This is a genomic window from Erwinia sp. CGal63 (genome assembly GCF_037026505.1).
GTDB lineage: Bacteria > Pseudomonadota > Gammaproteobacteria > Enterobacterales > Enterobacteriaceae > Erwinia.
This window is the reverse complement of record NZ_JAKUMN010000001.1, coordinates 1622028-1647338: the sequence shown is the minus strand read 5'-3', so window position 1 is coordinate 1647338 and position 25311 is coordinate 1622028. Positions and strand designations below refer to the sequence as shown.

At 56.3% G+C, this 25311-nt stretch carries 21 protein-coding genes and 3 tRNA genes; 17 read left to right on the top strand and 7 right to left on the bottom strand.

Translation table 11 applies throughout. From position 1 onward, the window contains the following. The first annotated feature begins 82 nt into the window (after nucleotides 1-82). Nucleotides 83-697, top strand: a complete 615-nt coding sequence (locus MKZ79_RS07510; RefSeq protein WP_336141379.1) for an autoinducer synthase — start codon at nucleotides 83-85, stop codon at nucleotides 695-697. A gap of 37 nt (nucleotides 698-734) precedes the next feature. Here MKZ79_RS07510 and MKZ79_RS07505 read toward each other — a convergent pair whose 3' ends face one another. Together MKZ79_RS07505 and MKZ79_RS07500 are read right to left on the bottom strand one after the other, a co-directional pair. After that, complete coding sequence (locus tag MKZ79_RS07505; protein WP_336140986.1) at nucleotides 735-1073, bottom strand: GlpM family protein; 339 nt, start codon at nucleotides 1071-1073, stop codon at nucleotides 735-737. Nucleotides 1074-1145: 72 nt separating this feature from the next. Continuing rightward, nucleotides 1146-1370, bottom strand: coding sequence for a DUF2594 family protein (locus MKZ79_RS07500; RefSeq protein WP_336140985.1), 225 nt, complete (start codon nucleotides 1368-1370; stop codon nucleotides 1146-1148). 236 nt (nucleotides 1371-1606) lie between these two features. Between MKZ79_RS07500 and uvrY the strand changes: the two genes are divergently transcribed. The 13 genes from uvrY (at nucleotide 1607) to MKZ79_RS07435 (ending at nucleotide 14365) form a co-directional block, all read left to right on the top strand. Next, nucleotides 1607-2266, top strand: a complete 660-nt coding sequence (gene uvrY / locus MKZ79_RS07495) for a UvrY/SirA/GacA family response regulator transcription factor (RefSeq protein WP_336140984.1) — start codon at nucleotides 1607-1609, stop codon at nucleotides 2264-2266. Next, complete coding sequence (gene uvrC / locus MKZ79_RS07490) at nucleotides 2259-4091, top strand: excinuclease ABC subunit UvrC (RefSeq protein ID WP_336140983.1); 1833 nt, start codon at nucleotides 2259-2261, stop codon at nucleotides 4089-4091. The genes uvrY and uvrC overlap by 8 nt, the downstream gene beginning before the upstream one ends. 71 nt (nucleotides 4092-4162) lie before the next feature. After that, a complete protein-coding gene (gene pgsA, locus MKZ79_RS07485; RefSeq protein ID WP_336140982.1) occupies nucleotides 4163-4711 on the top strand; it encodes a CDP-diacylglycerol--glycerol-3-phosphate 3-phosphatidyltransferase in 549 nt (182 codons plus the stop codon). 153 nt (nucleotides 4712-4864) lie between these two features. Further along, nucleotides 4865-4940 (top strand) — tRNA-Gly (locus MKZ79_RS07480). Nucleotides 4941-4983: 43 nt separating this feature from the next. Then, a tRNA-Cys gene (locus MKZ79_RS07475) sits at nucleotides 4984-5057 on the top strand. A gap of 12 nt (nucleotides 5058-5069) precedes the next feature. Beyond that, a tRNA-Leu gene (locus MKZ79_RS07470) sits at nucleotides 5070-5155 on the top strand. Nucleotides 5156-5562: 407 nt separating this feature from the next. Continuing rightward, nucleotides 5563-5994, top strand: a complete 432-nt coding sequence (locus MKZ79_RS07465; RefSeq protein ID WP_336140981.1) for a MarR family winged helix-turn-helix transcriptional regulator — start codon at nucleotides 5563-5565, stop codon at nucleotides 5992-5994. Between the two features lies 1 nt (nucleotide 5995). Then, on the top strand, nucleotides 5996-7687 hold the full coding sequence (locus MKZ79_RS07460) for an MFS transporter (RefSeq protein WP_336140980.1): 1692 nt from the start codon (nucleotides 5996-5998) through the stop codon (nucleotides 7685-7687). After that, nucleotides 7684-8763, top strand: a complete 1080-nt coding sequence (locus tag MKZ79_RS07455) for an HlyD family secretion protein (protein ID WP_442897132.1) — start codon at nucleotides 7684-7686, stop codon at nucleotides 8761-8763. The genes MKZ79_RS07460 and MKZ79_RS07455 overlap by 4 nt, the downstream gene beginning before the upstream one ends. Beyond that, nucleotides 8760-10175 carry an efflux transporter outer membrane subunit gene (locus tag MKZ79_RS07450; RefSeq protein ID WP_336140978.1) on the top strand — a complete coding sequence of 472 codons (1416 nt, stop codon included), beginning with the start codon at nucleotides 8760-8762 and terminating at the stop codon, nucleotides 10173-10175. The genes MKZ79_RS07455 and MKZ79_RS07450 overlap by 4 nt, the downstream gene beginning before the upstream one ends. Nucleotides 10176-10257: 82 nt before the next feature. Beyond that, entirely contained in the window at nucleotides 10258-12462 is a 2205-nt protein-coding gene (locus MKZ79_RS07445) for a TonB-dependent receptor (RefSeq protein ID WP_336140977.1), read from the top strand. Nucleotides 12463-12768: 306 nt separating this feature from the next. After that, nucleotides 12769-13524: a YoaK family protein gene (locus MKZ79_RS07440; protein WP_336141378.1), complete on the top strand. Its 756-nt coding sequence runs from the start codon at nucleotides 12769-12771 to the stop codon at nucleotides 13522-13524. 661 nt (nucleotides 13525-14185) lie between these two features. Beyond that, a complete protein-coding gene (locus tag MKZ79_RS07435) occupies nucleotides 14186-14365 on the top strand; it encodes a hypothetical protein (RefSeq protein WP_336140976.1) in 180 nt (59 codons plus the stop codon). On the opposite strand, the gene MKZ79_RS07430 is transcribed toward MKZ79_RS07435, so the two are convergent. After that, on the bottom strand, nucleotides 14340-15494 hold the full coding sequence (locus tag MKZ79_RS07430; RefSeq protein WP_336140975.1) for a beta-glucosidase: 1155 nt from the start codon (nucleotides 15492-15494) through the stop codon (nucleotides 14340-14342). The two genes, MKZ79_RS07435 and MKZ79_RS07430, sit on opposite strands and share 26 nt — an antisense overlap. Nucleotides 15495-15695: 201 nt before the next feature. On the opposite strand from MKZ79_RS07430, the gene MKZ79_RS07425 reads away from it, so the two are divergent. After that, on the top strand, nucleotides 15696-17153 hold the full coding sequence (locus MKZ79_RS07425) for a phospholipase D family protein (RefSeq protein ID WP_442897131.1): 1458 nt from the start codon (nucleotides 15696-15698) through the stop codon (nucleotides 17151-17153). Between the two features lie 33 nt (nucleotides 17154-17186). Here the strand turns inward: MKZ79_RS07425 and mdoC are convergent, their stop codons facing one another. Beyond that, a complete protein-coding gene (mdoC, locus tag MKZ79_RS07420) occupies nucleotides 17187-18311 on the bottom strand; it encodes a glucans biosynthesis protein MdoC (protein WP_336140973.1) in 1125 nt (374 codons plus the stop codon). 270 nt (nucleotides 18312-18581) lie between these two features. On the opposite strand from mdoC, the gene MKZ79_RS07415 reads away from it, so the two are divergent. Then, the gene (locus MKZ79_RS07415) at nucleotides 18582-20120 is read left to right on the top strand and encodes a glucan biosynthesis protein G (RefSeq protein WP_336141376.1); all 1539 of its coding nucleotides are present in this window, start codon (nucleotides 18582-18584) and stop codon (nucleotides 20118-20120) included. Then, entirely contained in the window at nucleotides 20113-22653 is a 2541-nt protein-coding gene (mdoH, locus tag MKZ79_RS07410) for a glucans biosynthesis glucosyltransferase MdoH (protein ID WP_336140972.1), read from the top strand. The genes MKZ79_RS07415 and mdoH overlap by 8 nt, the downstream gene beginning before the upstream one ends. A gap of 61 nt (nucleotides 22654-22714) precedes the next feature. On the opposite strand, the gene MKZ79_RS07405 is transcribed toward mdoH, so the two are convergent. The 3 genes from MKZ79_RS07405 to MKZ79_RS07395 form a co-directional block, all read right to left on the bottom strand. Further along, on the bottom strand, nucleotides 22715-23221 hold the full coding sequence (locus tag MKZ79_RS07405; RefSeq protein WP_336140971.1) for a ferritin-like domain-containing protein: 507 nt from the start codon (nucleotides 23219-23221) through the stop codon (nucleotides 22715-22717). Nucleotides 23222-23258: 37 nt separating this feature from the next. Next, nucleotides 23259-23732 (bottom strand): YciE/YciF ferroxidase family protein, encoded by a 474-nt coding sequence (locus MKZ79_RS07400; protein ID WP_336140970.1) that lies wholly within the window; start codon nucleotides 23730-23732, stop codon nucleotides 23259-23261. Nucleotides 23733-24046: 314 nt separating this feature from the next. Beyond that, nucleotides 24047-25240: a zinc-dependent alcohol dehydrogenase gene (locus tag MKZ79_RS07395; protein ID WP_336140969.1), complete on the bottom strand. Its 1194-nt coding sequence runs from the start codon at nucleotides 25238-25240 to the stop codon at nucleotides 24047-24049. Nucleotides 25241-25311: the final 71 nt, after the last annotated feature.

Here is a 25311-nt window from a genome sequence, read left to right as displayed (position 1 = left end):
TGGTTGTCTACCCTGCGCCTGGGTTGACAGCTCTGAGCCATATGGAAAGGCATTCAGCGGTGAATGCAACAGAGGATTAATGATGAAAATTATCCAGACTAAGCTAAGGGACATGCCCTCCTCTTTGCTGGCAGAATTAGGAAGTTATCGCTACAGCGTTTTCGCCCGCGGAGAAGGGTGGTCAATCCCTTCTCGTTTAAGCACGCCAGGCCAGGAATACGACCGCTATGACCGCTCAGACGTTATCTGGCTAATCGCCTGGACCGCGCAGCAGGGCATCTGCGGCTGCGCCCGCCTGATGCAGTGGCAGGACAGAGAAGCCGATCCGGAAGCGGCGAAAAATCCGCTGGCGGTATGGGAAATGTCACGTTTTTCCGCGCGCCTGGATGTCGATCCGGAGCTGCCTTTAAGCATTCTCTGGCACAGCGTCCAGCTGGCCGAGCAGTCAGGCATCGATTATCTTTACAGCGCCGCCACGCCAATGCTGGAACAGATGTTCGCGCAGCATCTGGTGGCCTACGAGCCGCTGACGGCGGGCGTTATCCAGTCGGAAGATAATCTTTTCGCCGTCAGGATCCCCGTCAACCAGCCTCATCTTGCGGAGAAATTCCGCGGCGCGCGCCGCTTCAGCCCTGAAGAAGTTCTGCCGACGCTCGGCGTCTCCGTTAGCTGGAGCGGACGAGGGCGCCAGGCCTGAGTTCGGGCGCGCGCAGGTTAATCACGGTTCGCCAGAGCTAAGCCTGAGCGCGTGCCCAGAGCGTAATCAGCAGCCATGCCGCGAGGCACCAGCAGCCTACAGCGCCGCCCAGCGCAAGAGGAAGTCGTACGAGGCCGACAAAGTACCACAGCGACAGCAGGTAGACGAAGTAGGGGATAATAGCCCACATGCCAAAAATGATGGTGGCGCGAAGCGCCTCGATGCCGCGTTCGCTGGCGACAATATAGTGAGCGATCAGCGCGAAAGTTGGAAAGAGCGGCAGCAGACCCGCCAGATAGTAGCTACGGGTTTTTGATAAGATACCGATTAAAACCACTACCAACGCGCCCAAAACCGCTTTAAAAATTAAGCCCATTGTTTCCGCCTGCAAAAAGGTAACCCCTTGCTGGCGTGAGCGGCAGACAACGGGCTGATTGACGGTGAATGGCTACTGGCGGTAGGCCTGTTTGATTTGACTAATCGTGCTACTGAATACGTCAGCCTGCTGGCGGTCGGTAAGCTGGGCAATATATTTTTCCATGTTAATAATTACCTTGCCGGCGTCAGCCTGGCCCATACCTTTCAACATAAATGTAACCAGCGCTTTCATGCATGCCATCTCTTCAGCTAAAGTCTGCGCATCTTTACTGGTTGAAAAATCAGTATCGCTCATGTTTTCTCCTGGTTTTTTTATTAACGGATCGGCTGCCCGATTTTCGCTGCCAATAATACATTTAAGCAACGAGTATATCATATTTCCCTTACCAATACAGGCGGATGGCGCGGCAAAGCAGAATAACCCCCAGCGGCGCGAACGTTTATTTATGTTCTAACGTTAGCGAAAAAGAGGTAAAATCCACCACCTGTTAACGATCAATCCCCCCGATAATACCCATTTGGAGAGGCCCTTTGATACGCGTTCTTCTTGTTGACGATCATGAACTGGTGCGAGCTGGCATTCGACGCATACTGGAAGACATCAAAGGTTTTCAGGTGGTCGGTGAAGCCTGCTGCGGTGAAGAAGCGGTGAAGTGGTGCCGCAATAACGACGTTGACGTCGTGCTGATGGATATGAATATGCCCGGCATCGGCGGGCTTGAAGCCACGCGAAAAATCGTGCGCTACAGTCCTGACGTTAAAATAATCATGCTCACCATCCATACGGAAAATCCGCTGCCCGCCAGAGTCATGCAGGCGGGAGCCGCGGGCTACCTCAGCAAAGGCGCCGCGCCGCAGGAAGTGGTCAACGCCATCCGCCAGGTCAACGCCGGCCAGCGCTATATCGCTTCCGATATCGCTCAACAGATGGCGCTCAGCCAAATCGAACCGCAAAAAACGGACTCGCCCTTCGATTGTTTGTCGGAACGCGAATTACAGATTATGCTGATGATCACCAGGGGCCAGAAAGTGGCAGATATTTCCGAACAGCTCAGCCTGAGTCCAAAAACCGTTAACAGCTACCGCTATCGCATGTTCAGTAAGCTGAACATCAGCGGCGACGTGGAGTTAACGCACCTGGCTATCCGGCACGGGCTGTTCAATGCGGAGTCGTTGATCAGTAGTGAATGATGTTTTTGATGCCAAATCTTTCCTGAAAACGGTCACCAGCCAGCCAGGCGTTTATCGCATGTATGACGCTGGCGGCACGGTTATCTATGTCGGTAAAGCCAAAGATCTGAAAAAGCGCCTGTCCAGCTACTTCCGTGGCAATCTGGGCAGTCGTAAAACAGAAGCCCTTGTCGCCAGTATCCAGCAGATTGACGTGACGGTGACCCATACCGAAACCGAAGCGCTGCTGCTTGAGCATAACTACATCAAGCTCTATCAGCCGCGCTATAACGTGCTGCTGCGCGATGATAAATCTTATCCCTATATTTTTCTGAGCGCGGACGAGCATCCTCGTCTGGCGAGCCATCGCGGCGCGAAACATGCCAAGGGCGAGTACTTCGGCCCGTTTCCCAACGGCTATGCGGTACGTGAAACGCTGTCGCTGCTGCAAAAAATCTTTCCGATTCGCCAGTGCGAAAACAGCGTCTATCGCAATCGCTCGCGTCCCTGTCTGCAATATCAGATTGGGCGCTGCCTGGGGCCTTGCGTGGCGGGTCTGGTCAGCGAGGAAGAGTACGCGCAGCAAACCGACTACGTGCGGCTTTTTCTTTCCGGTAAAGACGACCAGGTGCTTAACCAACTGGTCAGACGTATGGAAGAGGCGAGCCTGTCGCTGAAGTTTGAAGAAGCGGCGCGTCTTCGCGATCAGATTCAGGCGGTGCGCCGGGTCACGGAGCGGCAGTTCGTTTCCAATAACGGCGACGATCTGGACGTGATAGGCGTGGCTTTCGACGCCGGTCTGGCCTGTCTGCACGTGCTTTTTATCCGTCAGGGGAAAGTGTTGGGCAGCCGCAGCTATTTTCCCAAAATACCGGGCGGCACCGACATGGCGGAAGTAGTGCAGACTTTTGTCGGCCAGTTCTACCTGCAGGGCAGCCAGGCGCGCACATTGCCGGCGGATATTCTGCTGGACTTCGCGCTGCCGGAAAAAGATCTGCTGGCCGCTTCGCTGACGGAAATGGCGGGCAGGAAAGTCACTATTCAAAGTAATCCGCGCGGCGATCGCGCTCGCTATCTCAAGCTGGCGAGAACCAACGCCAGCACCGCGCTGGTCAGCCGTCTGTCGCAGCAATCCACCATTCATCAGCGTTTACAGGCGTTGAGCGAAGTGCTGGAGCTGCCGGAAATTAAACGCATGGAGTGCTTCGATATCAGCCATACCATGGGCGAGCAAACGGTCGCTTCGTGCGTGGTGTTCGACAGCAACGGGCCGCTGCGTTCCGAATATCGCCGCTATAACATTACCGGCATCACACCGGGCGACGACTATGCGGCGATGAATCAGGTGCTGCGCCGCCGCTACGGTAAAGAGCTGGAAGAGAGCAAAATCCCTGACGTGATCCTGATCGACGGTGGCAAAGGCCAGCTGGCGCAGGCGAAAAACGTCTTCGCTGAACTGAACGTCGAGTGGGATAAAGACCGGCCTATTTTGCTGGGCGTGGCGAAGGGCAGCGATCGTAAAGCGGGACTGGAGACGCTTTTCTTTGAACCGGAAGGGGAAGGGTTCTCTTTGCCGTCGGACTCGCCAGCGCTACACGTGATACAGCATATCCGTGACGATTCTCACAACCATGCTATTACCGGACACCGCAATAAACGGGCGAAGGTGAAAAACACCAGCGCGCTGGAAAGCATCGAAGGCATTGGCCCCAAACGCCGTCAGATGTTGCTGAAATATATGGGCGGCCTGCAGCCGTTGATGAACGCCTCGGTGGAAGAGCTGGCGCGCGTACCGGGGATTTCGCAGGCGCTGGCGGAGAAAATCTTTTACGCGCTGAAACACTAAACATTGCGTTGGTTAAGGCATTGTAGGAACATAGGGATAAATTCTACTCTGTCCAGACAGTTAGCGTACCTATGCATTTTAATATTCCGACCTTACTTACTCTGCTTCGTGTCGTGCTGATCCCTTTCTTCGTGCTGGCTTTTTACCTGCCGTTTGAATGGGCGCCGCTGGTCTGCGCACTGATTTTTATCGTTGCGGCGATCACCGACTGGTTCGACGGCTGGCTGGCGCGTCGCTGGAAACAGACGACGCGGTTCGGCGCCTTTCTGGATCCGGTCGCGGACAAGGTAATGGTGGCGATCGCGCTGGTGCTGGTGGCAGGGCATTTTCATGAATGGTGGATTACGCTGCCGGCGGCCACCATGATTGCGCGGGAAATTATCATTTCGGCACTGCGCGAGTGGATGGCGGAAATCGGCAAGCGCAGCAGCGTCGCTGTCTCCTGGATTGGCAAAGTGAAAACCACGGCGCAAATGCTGGCGCTGTTTGCGCTGCTGTGGCGTCCCGATCGCCTGGTCGAAGGCATTGGCGTGGCGGCTCTTTATATCGCTGCCGTGCTGACTTTCTGGTCGATGTATCAGTATTTGAGCGCGGCGCGCGGCGATCTGTTCGAACGGTGATCGATACGATTTAAAAAGCAGCAAACAGAAGAAAAGTGCGGATATTTGTGTTGACTCATTTCGCTCAGTCAGTAGAATGCAACGCATCGAAAGGCAGCTAAGTCGCCAGAAGATAAAGTAAATCAGCAGCTTCTGTTAAAAGCGCTGAACAAAGCGGGAATAGCTCAGTTGGTAGAGCACGACCTTGCCAAGGTCGGGGTCGCGAGTTCGAGTCTCGTTTCCCGCTCCAAATTTAGCCGTCAGCACCACAGCTGGCAGCAAAGCAGAATAAAGGCGCGTTGGCAGAGTGGCCATGCAGCGGATTGCAAATCCGCCTACCTCGGTTCGACTCCGGGACGCGCCTCCACTTTACATCCATGCCCGGGTGGTGAAATCGGTAGACACAAGGGATTTAAAATCCCTCGGCTTATGGCTGTGCGGGTTCAAGTCCCGCCCCGGGCACCACGCTTTGACTACCGATTAAAACGAATAAAAACAAGCACGTTGTGCAATGTCGTAGAGCCGCCGCAAGGCGGTTTTTTTGTGCCTGAGATTCCTTTCCTGACATCTTTCCTGACATGATTTTTTGTGTGTTGCGTGGTTATTCATTTTTCCTGATTACCTGACACTGGCACTATTTGAATTTTTCTGTCATGGCCGGTCGGTTATGCAATCATCTGGCCTGCCTGCTCCCGCAGTGACGGTCAAAGGCGACTTTAGCAGGCGTATAAAGCCGGGTTTTTATTTTGCCAGTGATTTTCCACCAGGAAAAATTATCAGGGCCACCGCAAATTTCTTTCTGTCGACTATGATCCTTGATTATAATTGCGCTTTCGTCTTGGTTAGCACCCTAATTATCAGGCTTCTATATATTGAATATTCAGGATCTTACCTTTTCCCGTTTGCTTCATCTGACCGCCCAGGCCTGGCGGCAGGCGATCGATCGTCGGGTAAAAGAAGATGGCTTAACTACCAGCGGCTGGATCGCGATAGCGACGCTGGCGACCCGCAGTGCGCCAATTAGTCAGAAAGAGCTGGCCGTAGCGCTGGGGCTGGAGGAAGCGACCCTGGTGCCTTTAATCGATCGCCTGGTAAAACAGCAGCTGATTGAGCGCACGCAGATTGCGGCGGATCGCCGCAAGCGGCTGGTGCATATCACCGAAAAAGGGCAGGCGCTGCATCAGCGGCTCGCCATTGAGGTCGATAAGCTACGTAATGAACTGCTGGTGTCGGTTAGCCGTGACGAGCTGATCGTCGCGCAGCGGGTACTGCAAAAAATATTGCAAGCGAGCGGAACAAAGTAACATGCGCGGTAACCGTCCCGATCCTTTCGCGCCGCGCGAATGGGCGCCCGGCGAAAAGCCGATGCTGCCCGGCTCGCCGTCCACGCCGCTTCATCCAACCCATAAACGCATCGCCTTCGGCATTATCGGGCTGCTGATCTCCGTGACCGGGGCGCTGAGTAACGCGCTGGTCACGGCCAATCTGAGCAATTTGCAGGGCGTTTTCGGCGCCTACAGCAATGAAATCGCCTGGCTGCCTGCAGTATATGTGATGGGCAATATTTCCATTAACCTGCTGCTGGTGAAATTTCGCCAGCAGTTTGGCCTGCGCGCCTTTACCGAAGCCTTTCTGGTGCTTTACGCGCTGGTGTCGTTTTTCCATTTGCTGGTCAACGATCTCAGCTCGGCAATTATCGTACGCGCTGCGCACGGCATGGTCGGCGCCGCGCTTAGCTCGCTGGGCATCTACTATCAGGTGCAGGCGTGGCCGGCGAAGCATCGTTTAAAAGCGATGACTATCGGTCTGGGCGCTTCGCAGCTGGCGATCCCGCTGGCGCGGCTTTTCTCCAGCGAGCTGCTGCAGCTGGATGAGTGGCGCGGACTCTATCTTTTCGAGCTGGGGCTGGCGATGATCTGCCTGGGCGCGGTGCTGATCCTGAAGCTGCCGCCGGGCGACAGAATGAAAGTGTTTGAAAAAAAGGATTTTCTGACCTTTATGCTGATGGCGCCCGGCATGGCGCTGTTTTGCGGCGTGCTGTCGCTGGGCCGCATCGAATGGTGGACCAGCACGCCGTGGCTGGGGGTTTGTCTGGCGCTTGGGCTGGTGCTGACGATCGCCGCCGTTGTGCTGGAACATAACCGCAGCAATCCTTTGATCAATACGCGCTGGCTGCGAACCGGCGCCATCTTCCGGCTGGGAATTGTGATGGTGATGCTGCGCGTTACCCTGGCCGAACAGAACACCGGCGCTATCGGCTACCTGCAGCAGGTAGGCCTGCTGAACGATCAGCTACAGGGGCTGGCGCTGGCCATTTTGCTGGGCGTTATCGCCGGTATCGCGACCAGCGCCCTGACCATCAACGTCAAACATCTCAGCTGGCCGATAGTGATGTCGCTGCTGCTGATTATGGTGGCCTCTCTGATGGACGCGCAGTCCAGTCCGCTGACGCGCGGCAATAATATGTATTTCAGCCAGTTTCTGCTCGGCTTCAGCAGCACTTTCTTTATCGCCCCGGCGCTGCTGCTCAATATTGGCAGCGTGGTGACCCAGCCGAAAAACCTGGTGAGTCTGGTGGTGCTGTTCGGCATGAGCCAGAACCTGGGCGGTCTGATCGGCTCCGCGCTGCTGGGCACCTTTCAGGTCTGGCGGGAGAAATATCACTCCAGCCTGCTGGGCGACCAGCTCTCTTATCTGGATGCCAACGTGACCGAACGGCTGGCGCAGTACTCTGGCTTGTTCAATAGCCTGATCGGCGATCCCGCGCTGCTCAGCGCGCAAAGCACCGCCCAGCTCCAGACGGTGGCGACGCTGCAGGCGAACGTGCTGGCCTATAATGACACCTATCTTCTTACGGCCGCGATGGCCTTTATCACTTTAATTTGGGTACTGTGGCGTTTGTCGCGGCTGCGCTATCTCAACTGGCAGCAGGCCAAACGCGAAGCGGAAGCCGAACGGCGGATGCTGCAGGCAAATATCAGTACGGGGAACGAATGAGTCAGCAGGAACAGCTCGCAGGGCGCGAAAGAAATAACAGGCTGCGGATTATATCCATAGCGACAGGAGCAGGTATCGCGCTGGTCGGCGTACTGGTTATCCTCTACGCGTGGCAATTGCCGCCTTTCACCAGCCAGATCCAGTCTACGGAAAACGCCTATGTACGTGGCCAGGTCACTTTTATCAGCCCGCAGGTTAGCGGCTACGTTACCGCCGTTAACGTGCTCGACTTCCAGCCGGTGCACAAGGGCGAAGTGATGATGACCATCGACGATCGTATCTATCGCCAGCGTGTGCATCAGGCGCAGGCGCAGCTGGCGATGAAAAAGGCAGCGCTGGATAACAATGTCCAGCAGCGGCGCAGCGCGCAGGCGGTCATCGCCCGTAATCAGGCCGCGCTGGAAAATGCCAAAGCGCAGGCGACCAAAAGCGGCCTGGATCTGAAGCGCGTGGAGAATCTGGTTTCCGACGGTTCGCTGTCAATCCGCGAGCGCGACGCTTCCCGCGCCAGCAACAGCCAGACGCTGGCCGAAGTGCAACAGGCGAAAGCCACGCTGGAGGTTTCCCGTCAGGATCTGCAAACCGTGATTACCAATCAAGCCTCGCTGGAAGCGGATGTCGCAAATGCCCAGGCCGCGCTGGAACTGGCGCAGATCGATCTGGAGAATACCCGCATCATCGCGCCGCGCGACGGTCAACTGGGGCAGATTGCCGTGAGGCAGGGCGCTTACGTGACCGCCGGCGCCAGACTGACGTCGCTGGTGCCGCAGCAGCTGTGGGTTATCGCCAATATGAAAGAGACGCAGATGGCGCATGTCAGACCCGGCCAGCCTGTGACTTTCACCGTCGATGCGCTGGACGGCGAAAAATTCCAGGGCAGCGTGGAATATATTTCGCCAGCCGCCGGCTCGGAGTTCAGCGCGATTTCTCCCGATAACGCCACCGGCAACTTTGTGAAAATCGCTCAGCGTATTCCGGTACGGATAGCCATCACCAGTAAAAATACCACCCGGCTGCGGCCCGGCATGTCCGTCGAGGTGGATATCAATACCGCCGCCTCGGGAGAGAAGCAATGAGGCGTCAGGCATGGCCGCTGTTAACCCTTGTGCTGCTGTGCGGCTGCGCCACCCAGGTTGAAAAAGCGCCTGGATCGCTGCCCGTGCCCGTACAGTGGCGCAACCAGGCCGGGCCATCCTCACCCGTTGAGGCTGGCTGGTGGCGCGCTTTTGGCGATCGCAACCTTAATACACTGGTGGAGCAGGCGCTAAAGCATAATCTGGATATTCTTACCGCCCGATCCCGCGTCGATCAATATCGGGCCGAACTGCGGGCAGCGGAAGGCGATAATTTTCCACAGCTGAACGCGGGCGTGGCCGCCACCCATGCCAGAGCGCTCTCTTCGGTCAGCGGCCAGCCTTATGAATATGCCGTCTTTCAGGGGCTGCTACAGGCCGATTATGAGGTGGATTTGTGGGGGGCGCGCCGTAGCAATATTGCGGCGGCGGCCTCCTCGCTGGCTGCGATTCAGGCCGCGTCTGCCGCAACCGAGCTGACCGTAGCCAGCTCGGTTGCTTCAGGCTATATGACGCTGCTGGCGCTTGACGAGCAGCTGAGCGTAACGGAAGCGACGCTGGCCACGCGCGAAAACTCGCTGCGGCTGGCCAGGCGGCAGTTTGAAACCGGCTATACCTCAAAGCTGGAGTGGGTACAGTCGGAATCGGAGTATCAGACAGCCAAAGCGCAGATCCCGGTGCTGCGCCACCAGATTGCGCAGCAGGAAAACGCGCTTAGCGTGCTGGCCGGCATGAACCCTCGCGAGATCGCCCGGCAGAGCCGCTTTGCCCGGGTTACGCCGCAGCAGCTGCCCTCGCTGCTGCCCTCGGAACTGCTGCAGCGTCGCCCCGATATTGCGCAGGCAGAGCGGTTGCTGCTGGCGGCAGACGCCAAGCTGGCCTCGTCGAAAGCCCGTCTGTTGCCTTCGCTGAATCTCACCGCGAGCGGCACGCTGCAAAGCTCCGTGCTGCATCAGCTGGCGGATAATCCTTTCCGGCTCTGGAGCATCGGCGGCAGCGTGCTGGCGCCTGTTCTGAATCGTGAAGCGCTGACGGCGCAGGTCGACGTATCGATGGCCGCCCGTAATCAGGCGCTGTTTAACTACGAGAAAGTGGTGCGCAACGCCTTCAGCGAGGTCAACAACGATCTGGATGCCATTGCCCGTTATCAGGAGCAGCTGGTCGAGCTGCAAAAACAGGAGCAGGTAGTGGGCGAAGCGCTGCATATCGCCAGCAACCGTTACCGAAACGGCTACGCCTCCTATCTGGACGAGCTGGACGCGCAGCGTACCTTGTTCAGCACGCAGCTAAATCTGGTACAGGTAAAGAACAATTTGCTGCAGGCGCAAATCGATCTTTATCGGGCGTTAGGCGGCGGCTGGCATACGCAGGCGCTCCAGGCGCGCAGCTCAGTCCATAGCGAAAAAGCGCGTTAGCGCTTGCATTTTCAGCAGCTATAAAGATAATCGCAATCCGAATAATAATGATTATCACTTAGATTGCTATCAGGGAATCGCTATGGCTTATACCGTTCTGTTTAACCGTCGCTTCAGCCTCAGGCTGCTGGCGACGCTTATCGCTTCTGCTTCCGTAACGGCGACAGCCGCCGCTTCTGACAAGGGCGCCGTTGCAGACGACGCCGTCGACAAAACCATGACGGTTATCGCCACGCCGGACGATCCTTTCAAAGCGGGCGGCGACCAGCTGGTGCCCGCTTATCTCGATGGCCAGGTCGCCAACGGCGGCCGTCTCGGTCTGTTGGGCGAGCAGGATGCCCACAGCGTACCGTTCAACGTCATCGGCTATACCAGTAAAATGATTCAGGATCAGCAGGCGCAAACGCTGAAAGAGGTGGTCGCCAACGACGCTTCCGTGCAAAACGTGCAGGGCTATGGCAACTTCGCGGAAACTTACCGCATTCGCGGCTTCGACCTGGACGGCGACGATATGACCTTTGGCGGTCTGCCTGGCGTGATGCCGCGACAGGTCGTCTCCACGCAGATGGTGGATCGCGTTGAGGTGTTCAAAGGCTCAAACGCGCTGATCAACGGCTCTGCCACCAGCGGCGTTGGCGGCATGATCAATCTGGAGCCGAAACACGCCGAGGAGACGCCGCTGACCCGCCTGGGCGTGGATTATACGTCTTCCTCGCAGATCGGCACTTCGCTGGATGTTGGCCGCCGTTTTGGCGACGACAATCAGTGGGGCGTACGCGCGAACCTGCTACACCGGGAAGGCGAAACGGCGATCGATAATGAAAAGCGCCGCACTACGCTGGCTTCGCTGGGACTCGACTATCGCGGCGACAAACTGCGCACCTCGCTGGATTTAGGCTATCAAAAACAGGAGTATCACGGCGGCCGGCTTGGCGTTAACGTCAGCCAGGTCGATTTTATTTCTGAGGTGCCTCGGGCGACCAGCAACTACAGCCAGAACTGGGTTTACAGTAACCTGGAGAGCGAATTCGGCATGGCGCGCGCGGAGTACGATCTGACTTCAAACTGGACGGCTTATGGCGCCGTCGGCGGCCAGCACTCCCATGAAATGGGCGCTTACGGCACGCCGAAGCTGACCGGCGCGGATGGCTCAGCGACCCTCAGCCGTATGGATACCAATAAATATGTCGACGCCTTCAGCGGCATGGGCGGCCTGCGCGGCACCTTTACTACCGGCTTTGTCAGCCACAGCGTCAATCTGGGCTACGCGGCGCAGAGCAAACGTGAAAAAACCGCTTACGGCATGGCGCTGACTTCGCGGGCGACCAATATCTATAACCCTTCTGCGGTGGCGGCGCCGACCAATACTTACTTTGGCGGCGATCTCGACGATCCTCGTCCAACCAGCCGGATCCGGACGCAGGGCGTGCTGCTGACCGATACGCTGGGTTTTCTGGATGATAAAGTGCTGCTGACGGCGGGCGTACGTCACCAAAAGGTGGTGGTACGCAACTACGCTTACGGCACGGCGGTGGAAGATACCGACGCGCGCTTTACCCAATCACGCTGGACGCCAGGCTACGGGCTGGTGGTGAAACCCTGGCAGGCGGTCTCCTTCTACGCTAACCATATCGAAGCGCTGCAGCCTGGCGATACCGCGCCCAGCAACGCAAAAAACACCGGCCAGGTCACCGGTATTTCACTCTCTAAACAGAATGAAGTGGGCATCAAGCTGGACAGCGGACGCATTGGCGGCTCGCTGGCGCTGTTTGAAATCAAAAAGCCGACCGGCATTACCAATCCGCAGACGCAGCTGTTCGGGCTCTACGGCGAGCAGCGTAATCGCGGCGTGGAGCTGAATGTTTTCGGCGAGCCGATTTACGGCCTGCGCCTGAACGGCAGCGCCACCTGGCTCGATCCGAAAATGAGCAAAACGGAAGCGGGCGCTTACGATGGTAAAAACGCCGTTGGCGTGGCGAACTTCTATACGGTGCTGGGCGCAGAGTATGATATCAAACCGGTAGAAGGACTGACGGCGCTGGCGCGCGTAACGCACTCCGGCTCGCAGTACGCTGACGAAGCCAACAGCAAAAAGCTCGACAGCTACACCACGCTGGATTTAGGCGTACGCTACCGCATGAAGGTGCAGCAGGACGATGTGACCTGGCGCCTGGGCGTGGAAAACGTTACCAACAAGAAGTACTGGTCGGGCGTGGAGAGCAACGGTACCTATATTTATCAAGGCAATCCGCGTCAGCTGAAGCTTTCAATGGCCTGGGATTTCTGATTTTTTCCAGTTAATATGGCGGGATAGCCGGGCTGAATACAGTCGATTATCCCGCTTTTCACCGCTCAATCCCCTTATAAAAGCTGCGTCTCATTTTACAGATTAATCTGTAATTGGTTGTTCTCACTGGTTATATTAAAAAACATTACCCAAGCTTTACAATTGTATAACAAAGGTGGGTTAAGCTTCAGTTATGCTAAACATTCAGTCCTGTTTTTAGCGCCATGTAATTTTAAAACTTCTGAGATTTATTGTCCGGACCCTACGTTGTCTCTTTTCCTTTTACGCAACTCAATGGTGAACAATGTGCTGATTAAGAAAAAGAAGGTCAGGTCCCACACGGAAGATCGCTACCTGGCACTGGTATTAGCTACTACGGCAGGGATCCTTAACGCGATGGCGCTGGGTGCCTTCGGCTTTTTCCCCTCGCATATGACCGGGAATACCTCGCAAATCTCTTCTGAGGTATTCAGCGCCGACACGCAGGGACTTATTTTCCTTGCGGCGCTGATTGCCGCCTTTGTCGCCGGTTCGGTCTGCGCGCGGTTTATGGTGCTGGCCGGATTGCGCAAAGGAATCCGAACTATCTTTTGTCTGATCATTCTGACCGAGAGTATTGCTCTCTCTTTAATTTCGCTATTCGAGCTGACTTTCTATTCGCCTGGCAATAATAAAGAGATATCCGTCATGCTCGGTTTCCTGATGGGGATCCATAACGCCACCTCCACCCAGCTTTCCAACGGACGCGTCAGGGCGACGCACATTACCGGTACGCTGACGGATGCGGGGATCGCGCTGGGGTCGTTTGTCTCTTCCTTTATCAGCCACGTGCCTTACAGCGAGCGTCGTTTCCAGCAAAAGCAGCTTTATACGCACCTGACTACCGTGTTCTCCTTTCTGAGTGGCTGTATCGCGGGTCTGCTGCTGTTCCGGTTCGCTGGCTTTGTAGCCATGCTTGGGCTTGGCGTTTTCCTGGCGGTCGTCGCGCTTTGGGCGATAGCGGTGACGCTCTACCGCACTAAAAAAAATTGCTATGGCCTGAATAAGATTCGGGTCTTATAACGACACCAGGCGCTTAATCCGGCAGGGAAGCCGGATTTTACGGTTTCTTCCCTTATTAGCTCGTTAATCATTTTTACGCGATGTGTCATGTTCCGCACTGGACGGCGCCGCGTGCGAAATAGCCTGCCGGAATAATCTCTATCGGATGAGAAGAAGCGGCTGGTGAATGGCTTTCTTTAATCTTTACGGTTAGCGTTTTGAAGGGAAATACCTGCTTAATTTATAAAGAAATTTGATTTTTACTTGATAAGAACCACTGGATAAATGAGACGACAGTAGCGTGGAAATTATCATTTTTTGCCGCTGATGCCTGCAATAGCGCGCTACGGCTATGATATACTCCTTTCCCTGTAAACGGCAGATGTAAGCAACCTGAAGGAATCAGCGATCCTGAAGCATAAGTTTTACTTATGCGCTGCCTAAACCTTCGCCCCTGAACGCCTTGTGCATTAACCAGGCCGGAACTGCACAAGACCTGCCGATAGTGATTAAGATGACAGAACACTCGCAAGACCAGCCGACTGACGAGCCGCGCCATCGACTTGATGACGCCCACTTCGCAATAGTGGTGCTTGCGGTCGCCTCTTTCACGCTGATAATCTTTGTCCTGATGGTGACATTACTGACGTAACCACGGAAAGTCTTATGGAGGGAAAAGAGCATGGAAACTCGGGAAGATCGCCTGCTGGCGCTGACAGGCCTGCTGGCGGCGGGGCTGATCGCCCTGGCGGTTATTTTTGTCCTTACCTGGCTCTCTGACGTGCGCCGCGCGCCCGTGCCTTATCCGCTGCAAGAGTGTACGCCGCCGTCGGCCATTATCCCCCTAAAGATTTCATCCTGATGGTCTGGCTGCGCAACTCCAGCGCATAGGGCTCTGAGATCGTGCGATTGCCGTTGGCGTCGGGCAGACCGAACAGTCCGCCCGGCGAACGTCTGTCGTCGGCCCAGGAGGGGTAGTCGACCACAGGGAAAATAGATACGCCTTCCACGCTGGCGCCCTGTTCGCGAGCCAGCCTGACCTGTTCCACTACGTTTCTGAGCCACGGCGCGCGCGCATTGCCTTCCGCGCCCGTTTCCGCTATCAGCAGCGGCCGCTGATAGCGCTGCCAGACCTCCAGCAGCAGGCTGGAAAGCTCGCGATACTCCTCCAGCTCGGGCGTTAGCGGATCGCCATTCAGAAACCACTGATTGTCGGGATAGTAGTTCAGCCCGATGATATCCAGCAGAGAAGGATCGCCGCCCAGCTCGGGCAGCAGCCGCCCACTCAGCATATCCCAGGCTTCATACTGTGCGTCGTGCTGGCGCTGCGCCTCTTCACGAGCCGCCGCGTCCGTTTCCCGCGCGGCGACATGCACCAGCGGATCGGGCAGCACAAAGCGTGCGCCCGGCAGCTCTTCGCGAATGGCGCGCATCGCGGCGATGGAAGCCGTCACCAGCTGCCGCTTCAGGAGCTTGCCGCGGCCCGTTGCGCCCGGATTGAACAGCGCCACCTCTGCGCCGGCCCATGACCAGAAAGAGATTTGATTCATTGGGGTAAAGAAGGGAGTCTGGTAGCCTTCGTCACGCATCAGGCAGGCCATCGCGCGGGCGAAAGCGGCAAAGCTGTCGATAAACGCGGGCTGCCAGATATCAAGATGATCGGGCCAGCCAAAATGGGCCAGCTCCCAGATCATTTCCAGGCCGTTGTTTTCCGCCGCGTGCAGCATAGGCAAAAAGCTGGACCAGTCATATTCGCCCGGCTTTTTCTCTATCAGATACCAGCGTGCGCTGTCGCGCGCCGTCAGCAGCTGATGAGCCGCCAGCTGCGCATAGTCTTTATCCAGCAGCATATCGTGGCCGCTGTTAATCGCCAGATCGACTCTTTTACCTTCGCCGCGACAGGCGGTGGAACAGGCGAAACTGCCCTGAAAGAAACTTTTAAACAGCGGACGATCGCCTGACAGAGGCGGCGCCGGATGCGTGACTCTCATGACGTTTTCCCCATAGCAAAACCTGCGCGTGATGCGCTAAGTCTAGACCAATTGCGCTTAACGACTATGTTTATCACTGCGCCCTTGTGAAGCGGCTGTCTGCGACAGTCGTATCCAGGCCGCAACCGGAACAGCAACAGAAGTTTGCCTGGGGCGTTGTTCGCCGCCCGAACAGGCGAACAGTTAAGAGAAGGAAGAATCGTGGTTGAAGCTTTTGCGCCAGAAGAGAGGTCTGCGCCGCTGTCGAGCGCCGTTTCCTCACTGGTAAAAAATCATCCTGAACACAGCGGCATCTGTCCGCTGGAAGAGGGGCTGGACGCCTTTGCCGCTCGCTATCAGCTGATAGCGAAGGCCGAACGCACGCTGGATATTCAATACTATATCTGGCAGGACGATATGTCCGGCCGCCTGCTGTTTAGCGCCGTGCTGGCGGCGGCGCAACGTGGCGTACGGGTACGCCTGCTGTTGGATGACAACAACACTATGGGTCTGGACAGCACGCTCAGCGAGCTGTGCAGCCATCACAATATCCAGGTGCGTTTGTTTAATCCTTTTTCATTCCGCACGCTGCGCGCGCTGGGCTATCTTACCGACTTCGCCCGCCTGAACCGGCGAATGCACAATAAAAGCTTTACTGTCGATCGCGAAGTCACCATTGTCGGCGGTCGCAACATCGGCGATGAGTATTTCGGCGCGGGTAGCGAGCCGCTTTTTTCCGATCTCGACGTGCTGGCGATAGGGCCGGTGGTGGAAGAGGTTACGGCCGATTTTGAACGTTACTGGGAAAGTCACGCCGTCGAACCCTTCAGTAAAGTGGTGGATGTGGAAGACAAGGCGGAACCTTCAGCGGCGTCGCTGCCCGCCGAGTGGCTGGAGGATCCTCAGGTTAAGCGCTATCTGCAGCGTAGCGAAGCTTCCTCTTTCGCCACCCAGCTGGCGGCAGGCGATCTGCCGCTAACCTGGGCCAAAACGCGTCTGCTGAGCGACGATCCGCGCAAAGGGCTGGGCCGCGCCAGACAGGCGACGCTGCTGCCGCAGCGTATGCTGGAAGTGATCGGCAAGCCTCAGCGGCAGTTTGATATTATCTCCGCTTACTTTGTGCCTACGCGCGCGGGCGTGGCGCAGCTGTTGGGGCTGGTCAGAAACGGCGTAAAAATAGCCATCCTGACCAATTCGCTGGCGGCGAACGATGTCTCAGTGGTGCATGCCGGCTATGCCAAATGGCGCAAAAAGCTGCTGCGCCACGGCGTTACGCTTTATGAGCTGAAGCCAAACAGCGGCACGCGCGACAAGCCGCACGATCGCGGCCTGACCGGGAACTCCGGATCGAGTCTGCACGCCAAAACCTTCAGCGTGGATAACGAAAAGGTGTTTATCGGCTCGTTTAATTTCGATCCGCGCTCCGCCATGCTCAATACCGAAATGGGCTTTGTCATCGAGAGCGAATCGCTGGCGACCAGTATCCATCAGCGCTTTATCTCCCGTATTCGCGATCGCGCCTGGACGCTGCGGCTGGATAAATGGGGCAGGGTCAACTGGGTGGAGTACCCGGGCGAAGGCGATAAGGAGATTGTGCATCGCCACGAGCCAGGCACGCGCTTTTTTCAGCGTCTGCTGGTGCGGCTGGTATGGCGATTGCCGATAGAGTGGCTGCTGTAAACAGCCCGGCAGCAGCCGGGCTTAGGGGGTTAGCTATTTTTGCTGCGGCTTGCCGGAAAAGAGAAAGCGCAGCAGCGGAATACGCAGGTGGATTTCATACAGGATAAACGCGATGCCGAAGACAAACGCCAGCCCGGCGAAAAAGCCCAGGGTGTTGCTGCCGATTAGCGGCGTCAGGAAGATGCCGTAGAGAATAGTTAGCGGATGATGCACCAGATAGATAAACAGCGAAGCGTTCACCAGGTAAGTCACGCGGGGCGAATGGCTGTTCAGCAGGCGATGCCCCAGCGAAAAGACCACGTTAACCATCCAGAGTCCCATCAGCATCGACACCACGGCGTCGATCTCGTAGAGCCAGCCTTCGCCTTTGCTCCAGCTCTGATTAGCGACATAGGCGACAAAGGCGAGCGCGGAGCCGATAAACGTCCAGGGAACCGGTTTAATCAGCAGCGCTTTAATCGCCGGATGTTTCCACGCCATCGCGCCCAGCATAAAAAACGGCAGGAAGAACAGCGTCTGCATAACCACAAAGTTAAACAGGGCATTGCCGAGCAGCTGCGGCGCGAAAATAAACAGCAGCCGCCGGATGGCGCCCCAAATGAGGCTGCAAAGCAGGATCGCCAGCGTCAGACGCGTCCAGTTCAGCTCGGAATAGTCCGTTAATTGCCGACCGTCGCGCAGCTTTTTAAACAGCCAGACGCCTGCGGCAGTCAATATCACCAGCACCAGCAGAAACCAGAGATGCGAGATAAGATCCCAGCTAAGCGCGTTGAATTTCTCATAGAGCGTTAGCTGACTCCAGTCGCCAATCTTTGTCGTCCAGGCTTTCAGCATAAAGAATTGCGGCAGCGTCAGCAGCGGTACGGCGGCCAGCATGGGAATACCGACGCGTTCCACCCTGACTTTCAGCCAGCGCTGCGGGCTATAGCGTAAAAACAGCATGTAAGAGAAATAACCGGAAATAACAAAGAAAACCTGCATGCGAAAAGCGTGGATAAAATCATTCAGTAACGTCAGCCATTCGGAAGCGTGCAGACTATTTACTGACCAGCTCTGACTGGAATAAATCAGAGAGACGTGAAAAGGCACGCCTAAAAGCATTAAATAGGCTCTGATTGAATCAAAAAAATATTCTCTCTGCCCGGAATTTTTGGCCATATCTATCCTATTTTTCAAGATGTTACCGCGTTAACTCGCCCTGAGCACGCTAAAGCTTACCGCTTACTCTAGTTGAGAAAACGCAGGTATACTATCAGGGGAATCCGTATCCGCTAAGCAGTTGAGAACAGGGCGCTAAAAGCAAGCAATGCGAGGAACAAAAATGGGGTTGAGCTGTCGGAATTTCGAATTATCCATTAAGATGGATGGGATTGATTTAAGCACACGAAAGGGGGGGATGTGCTGATTAAAATGAAAAATAAGCCAGAACTGATGAAATTGCGTCTGATCGGCGCAACGGTTTTGCTGTCAATGTATGCCAGTTCCGGCTGGGCTTTCAGCATTGATGACGTAGCAAAACAGGCGAAAGATTTGGCCGGGAAAGGGTATGAAGCGCCCAAAAGCAATTTACCTTCCCAACTGCGCGAGATGAAATATGCTGACTATCAGCAGATCCAGTTCAATCGCGATAAAGCCTGGTGGAGCAAGCTGAAAACCCCATTCAAGCTGGAGTTCTACCACCAGGGCATGTACTTCGATACGCCGGTGAAAATTAATGAAGTCACGGCTTCCACCGTGCATGAGATTAAATATTCGCCTGACTTTTTTAATTTCGGCAACGTTAAGCACGATCCTGAAACCGTTAAAAATCTTGGCTTCGCCGGATTTAAAGTTCTTTATCCGCTTAACAGCAAAAATAAAAAAGATGACGAGATCGCCAGCTTCCTGGGCGCCAGCTATTTCCGTGTGATCGGCGCAGGCCAGGTTTATGGTCTTTCGTCGCGCGGACTGGCTATCGACACCGCGCTGCCGTCCGGCGAGGAGTTCCCGCGCTTTAAAGAGTTTTGGGTCGAGCGGCCTAAACCTTCCGATAAGCATCTGGTGATTTACGCGCTGCTCGACTCACCGCGCGCAACCGGCGCCTATCGTTTCCTGATCACGCCGGGCAAAGAGAGCACGGTCGACGTGCAGTCGAAAGTCTATCTGCGTGACAAAGTCGGTAAGCTGGGCGTGGCGCCGCTGACCAGTATGTTCCTGTTCGGCGCTAATCAGCCTTCGCCGCAGGTTAACTACCGTCCTTCCCTGCATGATTCCGACGGCCTGTCGATTCACGCCGGTAACGGCGAATGGATCTGGCGTCCGCTGAACAATCCTAAACACCTCGCGGTCAGCACCTTTACCGTCGAGAGCCCGAAAGGCTTCGGTCTGCTGCAGCGCGGTCGCGACTTCGCTCAGTACCAGGATCTGGACGATCGCTACGATCTGCGTCCGAGCGGCTGGATCGAGCCGCAGGGCGACTGGGGCAAAGGGCGCGTCGAGCTGGTAGAGATCCCTACCGCTGACGAAACCAACGACAATATCGTTGCTTTCTGGACGCCGGAAAATCTGCCGGATGCGGGCAAAGAGATGAACTTTAAGTATCGTCTGCACTTTACCCGCGATGAGCACCAGCTGCATTCGCCGGATGTGGCCTACGTCAAAGATACGCTGCGCTCAACGGGCGACGTCAAGCAGTCCAATCTGGTGCGCCAGCCTGACGGCACGGTCGCCTTTATCGTCGACTTTACCGGCCAGGATATGAGCAAGCTGCCTGCGGACACGCCGCTGACGCCGCAGGTGAGCATCGGGAACAACGGCGAGCTGGTGGAAAACAGCGTGCGCTACAATCCGGTCACCAAAGGCTGGCGTCTGGTGATCCGTTTACGTGTTAAGGACAACAAACAGCCTACAGAGATGCGTGCCGCGCTGGTTAACGGCGATAAGACGCTGACCGAAACCTGGAGCTATCAGTTGCCTGCCAATGAATAAGACTAAAGCTGATTATATTGATGCGTTGCCTCTGCCCGCCCAGCGGAAAGAGGCGCTGCTGAACGCGTCGCCGGAAGAGGAGCTGAGCCAGCTTCATCTGAAGCTGGGCGACGCGCAGGCAGCGGAGCGCGCCGACGACACGCCGCTGTCGTCGGTAAAAACCCGTATTGAAATGACGTGGCCGGACTCCATCGGTAAAGGCGAGCAGTTCGACAAAGACGCGCTGGGTCGCACCACGCTGAAAGCGATGCCGCCCCATACGCGCTCTTCCATGTATCCGGAAGCCTGGCGCACCAATCCGGTGTCGCGCGCCTGGGATTCCCTGCGTGGCCGTCAATCCAAACCGCGCTATGCCAATGCGGAAGAGCAGCGGGCGGAAGAGAAATGGCGTCATGTCGGCTCGATTCGCCGCTATATCCTGCTGCTGCTGACGATTGCGCAGACGGTTATCGCTACCTGGTATATGAAGACCATTCTGCCTTACCAGGGCTGGGCGCTGATCGATCCGATGGAGATGATTAACCAGAACTGGCAGCAGTCGGTGCTGCAGATCCTGCCGTACGTACTGCAAACGGGCATACTCTTCCTGTTCGCCGTCCTGTTCTGCTGGGTTTCCGCCGGCTTCTGGACGGCGCTGATGGGCTTCCTGCAGCTGCTGATCGGCAAAGACAAATACAGCATCTCCTATAACAGCAACGACAACGATCCGATTAATCCGGAGCACCGTACCGCGCTGATTATGCCGATCTGTAACGAAGATGTGGAACGCGTCTTCGCCGGTCTGCGCGCAACCTGGGAGTCCGTGGTCAGAACGGGCGAACAGCAGCACTTCGACGTCTACATTCTCAGCGATAGCTACAACCCGGACATCGCGATGGCCGAGCAGAAAGCGTGGATGGAGCTGGTGCGCGACGTTGGGGGAGAAGGGCGCATTTTCTATCGCCGCCGCCGCCGCCGCGTGAAGCGTAAAAGCGGCAACATTGATGACTTCTGCCGTCGCTGGGGCAGTCAGTACAGCTATATGGTAGTGCTGGATGCGGACAGCGTGATGAGCGGCGAATGTCTGACCGGGCTGGTGCGTATGATGGAAGCGAACCCGAACGCCGGGATCATCCAGTCTTCGCCGAAAGCTTCCGGTATGGACACGCTTTACGCGCGCTGCCAGCAGTTCGCCACGCGCGTTTATGGCCCCCTGTTTACCGCCGGTCTGCATTTCTGGCAGTTGGGCGAGTCGCACTACTGGGGGCACAACGCCATTATCCGCGTGAAGCCGTTTATCGAGCACTGCGCGCTGGCGCCGCTGCCGGGCGAAGGCTCTTTCGCCGGCTCCATCCTGTCTCACGACTTTGTGGAGGCCGCGCTGATGCGTCGCGCAGGCTGGGGCGTGTGGATCGCTTACGATCTGCCGGGTTCCTATGAGGAGCTGCCGCCAAACCTGCTGGACGAGCTGAAGCGCGACCGTCGCTGGTGCCACGGCAACCTGATGAACTTCCGCCTGTTCCTGGTGAAAGGGATGCACCCGGTACACCGCGCGGTGTTCCTGACCGGTGTGATGTCCTATCTGTCGGCGCCGCTCTGGTTTATGTTCCTGGCGCTGTCGACGGCGCTGCAGGTCGTGCATACGCTGATGGAGCCGCAGTACTTCCTGCAGCCCAGACAGCTATTCCCGGTCTGGCCGCAGTGGCGTCCCGAACTGGCGATAGCGCTTTTCTCCACCACTATGGTGCTGCTGTTCCTGCCGAAACTGCTCAGTATTATTCTGATCTGGTTCAAGGGAGCGAAGCCGTACGGCGGCGTATTGCGCGTAACCGTTTCGCTGTTCCTGGAAGTGCTGTTCTCGGTGCTGCTGGCGCCGGTACGTATGCTGTTCCATACCGTCTTCGTGGTCAGCGCCTTCCTGGGTTGGGAAGTGGTCTGGAACTCGCCGCAGCGTGATGACGACGCAACGCCGTGGAGCGAGGCATTTAAACGTCACGGCTCGCAAATGGCGCTTGGCATTGTCTGGGCGGCTGGCATGGGCTGGCTGGATTTGAACTTCCTGTGGTGGCTGGCGCCGATCGTTTTCTCGCTGATCCTGTCGCCTTTCGTGTCGGTGTATTCAAGCCGTTCCACGACCGGGATGGCGTCAAAGCGCGCTAAACTTTTCCTGATCCCGGAAGAGTTCGAGCCGCCGCGAGAGCTGATCGACACCGAGCGCTACAACCAGCTGAACCGCGAACGCGCGCTGAAAGATGGCTTTATGCACGCGCTGTTCCACCCGTCGTTCAACGCGCTGGCCAGTGCTATGGCGACTTCGCGTCACCTGAAAAGCGATATCCTGGAGTTCGCCCGCGATCGCCGCGTCGAGCAGGCGCTGAGCGAGTCGCCGGCGAAGCTGGATCGTGACCGCCGTCTGGCGCTGATCAGCGATCCGGTGACGCTGTCACGGATGCACTATCGCCTGTGGCAGCATGCCGACAAGTATCACGACTGGTTTGATTACTATCAGTCGCTGCGGATGAATCCGCTGGCTATTCAGCCAACGAAAATCTGAGGCAGACAGAAATAAAAAATCCGGGAAACTTTCCCGGATTTTTTTTGCGCTGAGTACAGCTTTACTTTTTGGCTTCTACGCCTGGTGCGGCGGAGCGCGTCAGGAACTGCTCGGTGACATCCGGCAGATGATTCAGCGCCCAGTCGGCCATCGCCACTTCCTGCTCGCGGATCTGCGCAAAAATTCTTGCGCCTTCGGTATCGCCGACCAGTTCGGCCGCCGCAATCAGCGAGGTGTAGTTGGCGATTTCAAAATTCTCAAAGGCGTAGCTGCTGATGGCGCCTTTTACGACTTCATCATCCGCAAGCATCCCGCCCATCGCCTGGCCAAAGGCGGCCAGCTTGCCGACGGTATCCTTCAGCACGGAGTGCGAAGTGTCGTAGCGGTCGATCACTGACTGCACCAGCGCCTGCTGCTGACGAGTCTCTTCGATATGCTGGACGATACGGGCTTTCAAATCGGGGTAGTGCTCCAGACGGGCAGCCTGTTTTTCCAGCATGCTTTCAGCCTGCTTTTCCATCGCGTGCGCGTCTTTTACCCAGGCCAGATAGTTTTCTTCATGAGTCATAACGGTACCTCTTAATTTATTTGTCCGACGAGCCAGATTATTGCTGTTCCGCAATGACGGTTAGCTTCTCATCGGTGGCTTTCTCTTCTTCCAGCGTCTCTCCCAGCAGGCGAGCGGCCTCTTTATAGCCCAGCTTGAGCGCCAGCGCGCGCAGCGTGCCGTAAGTGGCGATCTCATAGTGCTCCACTTTTTGCGCTGCGCCGATCAGACCGGCATCGCGTACCGGGCCAGCCTCTACGGAATCGATAATTTCCTGCGCTTCTTCCACCAGTCCTTCCAGTGCGTGGCACTTCATACGCTTGATGCGCACGCCGTCGGTGCTCTCTACCAGCTGATCCAGGCGTTCGATCTGGCCGTGGGTTTCTTCAAGATGCTGTTTGAAAGCGGCCACTAATTTTTCATCGGTGGCGGCACGTGCCATTTTTGGCAGGGCGCGGGAGATCTGTTTTTCTGCGCTATAAACATCTGACAGGTCATGAATAAATAAATCTTCCAGCGTCTTGATCGTCATGGTTCACTCCGTTTCATTAACAGGAAAGAAAATTCTCATCCATTTTCTGTGTAGCTACCGGAATAAGGTTAGCTGCTCCCCGGCTTTTAGGGCGCCGACAGGCTGATAAATTTTACTTAAGAGACTATTCTGAGAGCCCAGTCACAGACGGTCGGGTAAAGATTTGATTAACAATAAGTTAACAAAAATGATGTGGCGTCTGAAGATGACAAAATCTTATTGATGCGCTATGCCAGAGGCGAAGCGATAATGGGAAACTGGTTTGGAGAAAAGAATATTACCCGCCTGTTGCCTGCTCAGGCGGGCCTTATTGTTTACAGCGTCGCCTGCTCACCCGCCATTCCCGGCACCAGGATAATCTTGCGACAATCTTCCTGACGCTTTTCAAAAATTTCATAGCCGCGCGCCGCCTCTTCCAGCGGCATATGGTGCGTTACGATCTCTTCCGGCTTCAGGTGGCCTTGCTCTATCAGCTTCAGCAGATCAGGCAGGAAGGCATGAACGTGCGTCTGCCCCATTTTGAAGGTCAGCCCTTTGTCAAAGGCGTCGCCAAACAGGAAGCCGTGAATAAAGCCGGCATAAACGCCCGGTACGCTGACGATGCCGCCACGGCGTACGGCGGCGATGCACTGACGTAGCGCCTTGCCGCTGCTGCCTTCCAGCTTGAGATTGCTCAGAACCGTTTCCGTCAGGCTGCCTTTGGCTTCAAAACCTACCGCGTCGATAACGGCATCCACGCCGCGATGGCCTTTGGTGTTTTCAATGATCCAGGCCGCCGGGTCATCGTTCTCATCGAAGTTAATGGGGATGACGCCGTAGCGCTCGCGAGCGAACGCCAGTCTGTAGGCGTGGTGGTCAATCATAAATATTTGCTCCGCGCCCGCCAGCCTTGCGCAGGCCGCGCTCAACAGGCCTACCGGGCCGGCGCCAAAAATAGCCACGCTGGAGCCCTGTTTGATCTCCGCGTTTTGTACCGCCTGCCAGGCCGTAGGCAAAATATCGGAGAGAAACAGCACCTTCTCATCCGGCAGCGTATCCGGCACCTTAAACGGCCCGGTGTTGGCTTTAGGCACGCGGACATATTCCGCCTGGCCGCCGGGAATGCCGCCGTAGAGATCGCTATAGCCAAAGAGCGCGGCGGGCGGCGTAATGCTCTTTTTATTCAGGATGGCGCCGCGGCCGCTGTTGGTGGTTTCGCAGGCGGCATACTGGTGCATATGGCAAAAAAAGCAGTCGCCGCAGGCGATGACAAAGGGGATCACGACCCGATCGCCTTTTGCCACGGCGGTAACGCCCGTGCCGGTTTCCACAACCTCGCCCATAAATTCATGGCCGAAAATATCGCCATGATGCGTACCGGGAATTTTGCCGCGATAGAGATGCAGATCGGAGCCACAGATAGCCGTAGCCGTTACGCGCAGAATGATATCGTCAGGGGCTTCAATTGTCGGATCGGGCATATTGTCGACGCTGACCCGATGCGGGCCATGATAGGTAAGGGCTCTCATAGTTTCTACTCCAGGTTTATAGTCTTGCCTGCGGCAAAAAAATTTGCGATAGCGAGGCAGTGCCCACAAAG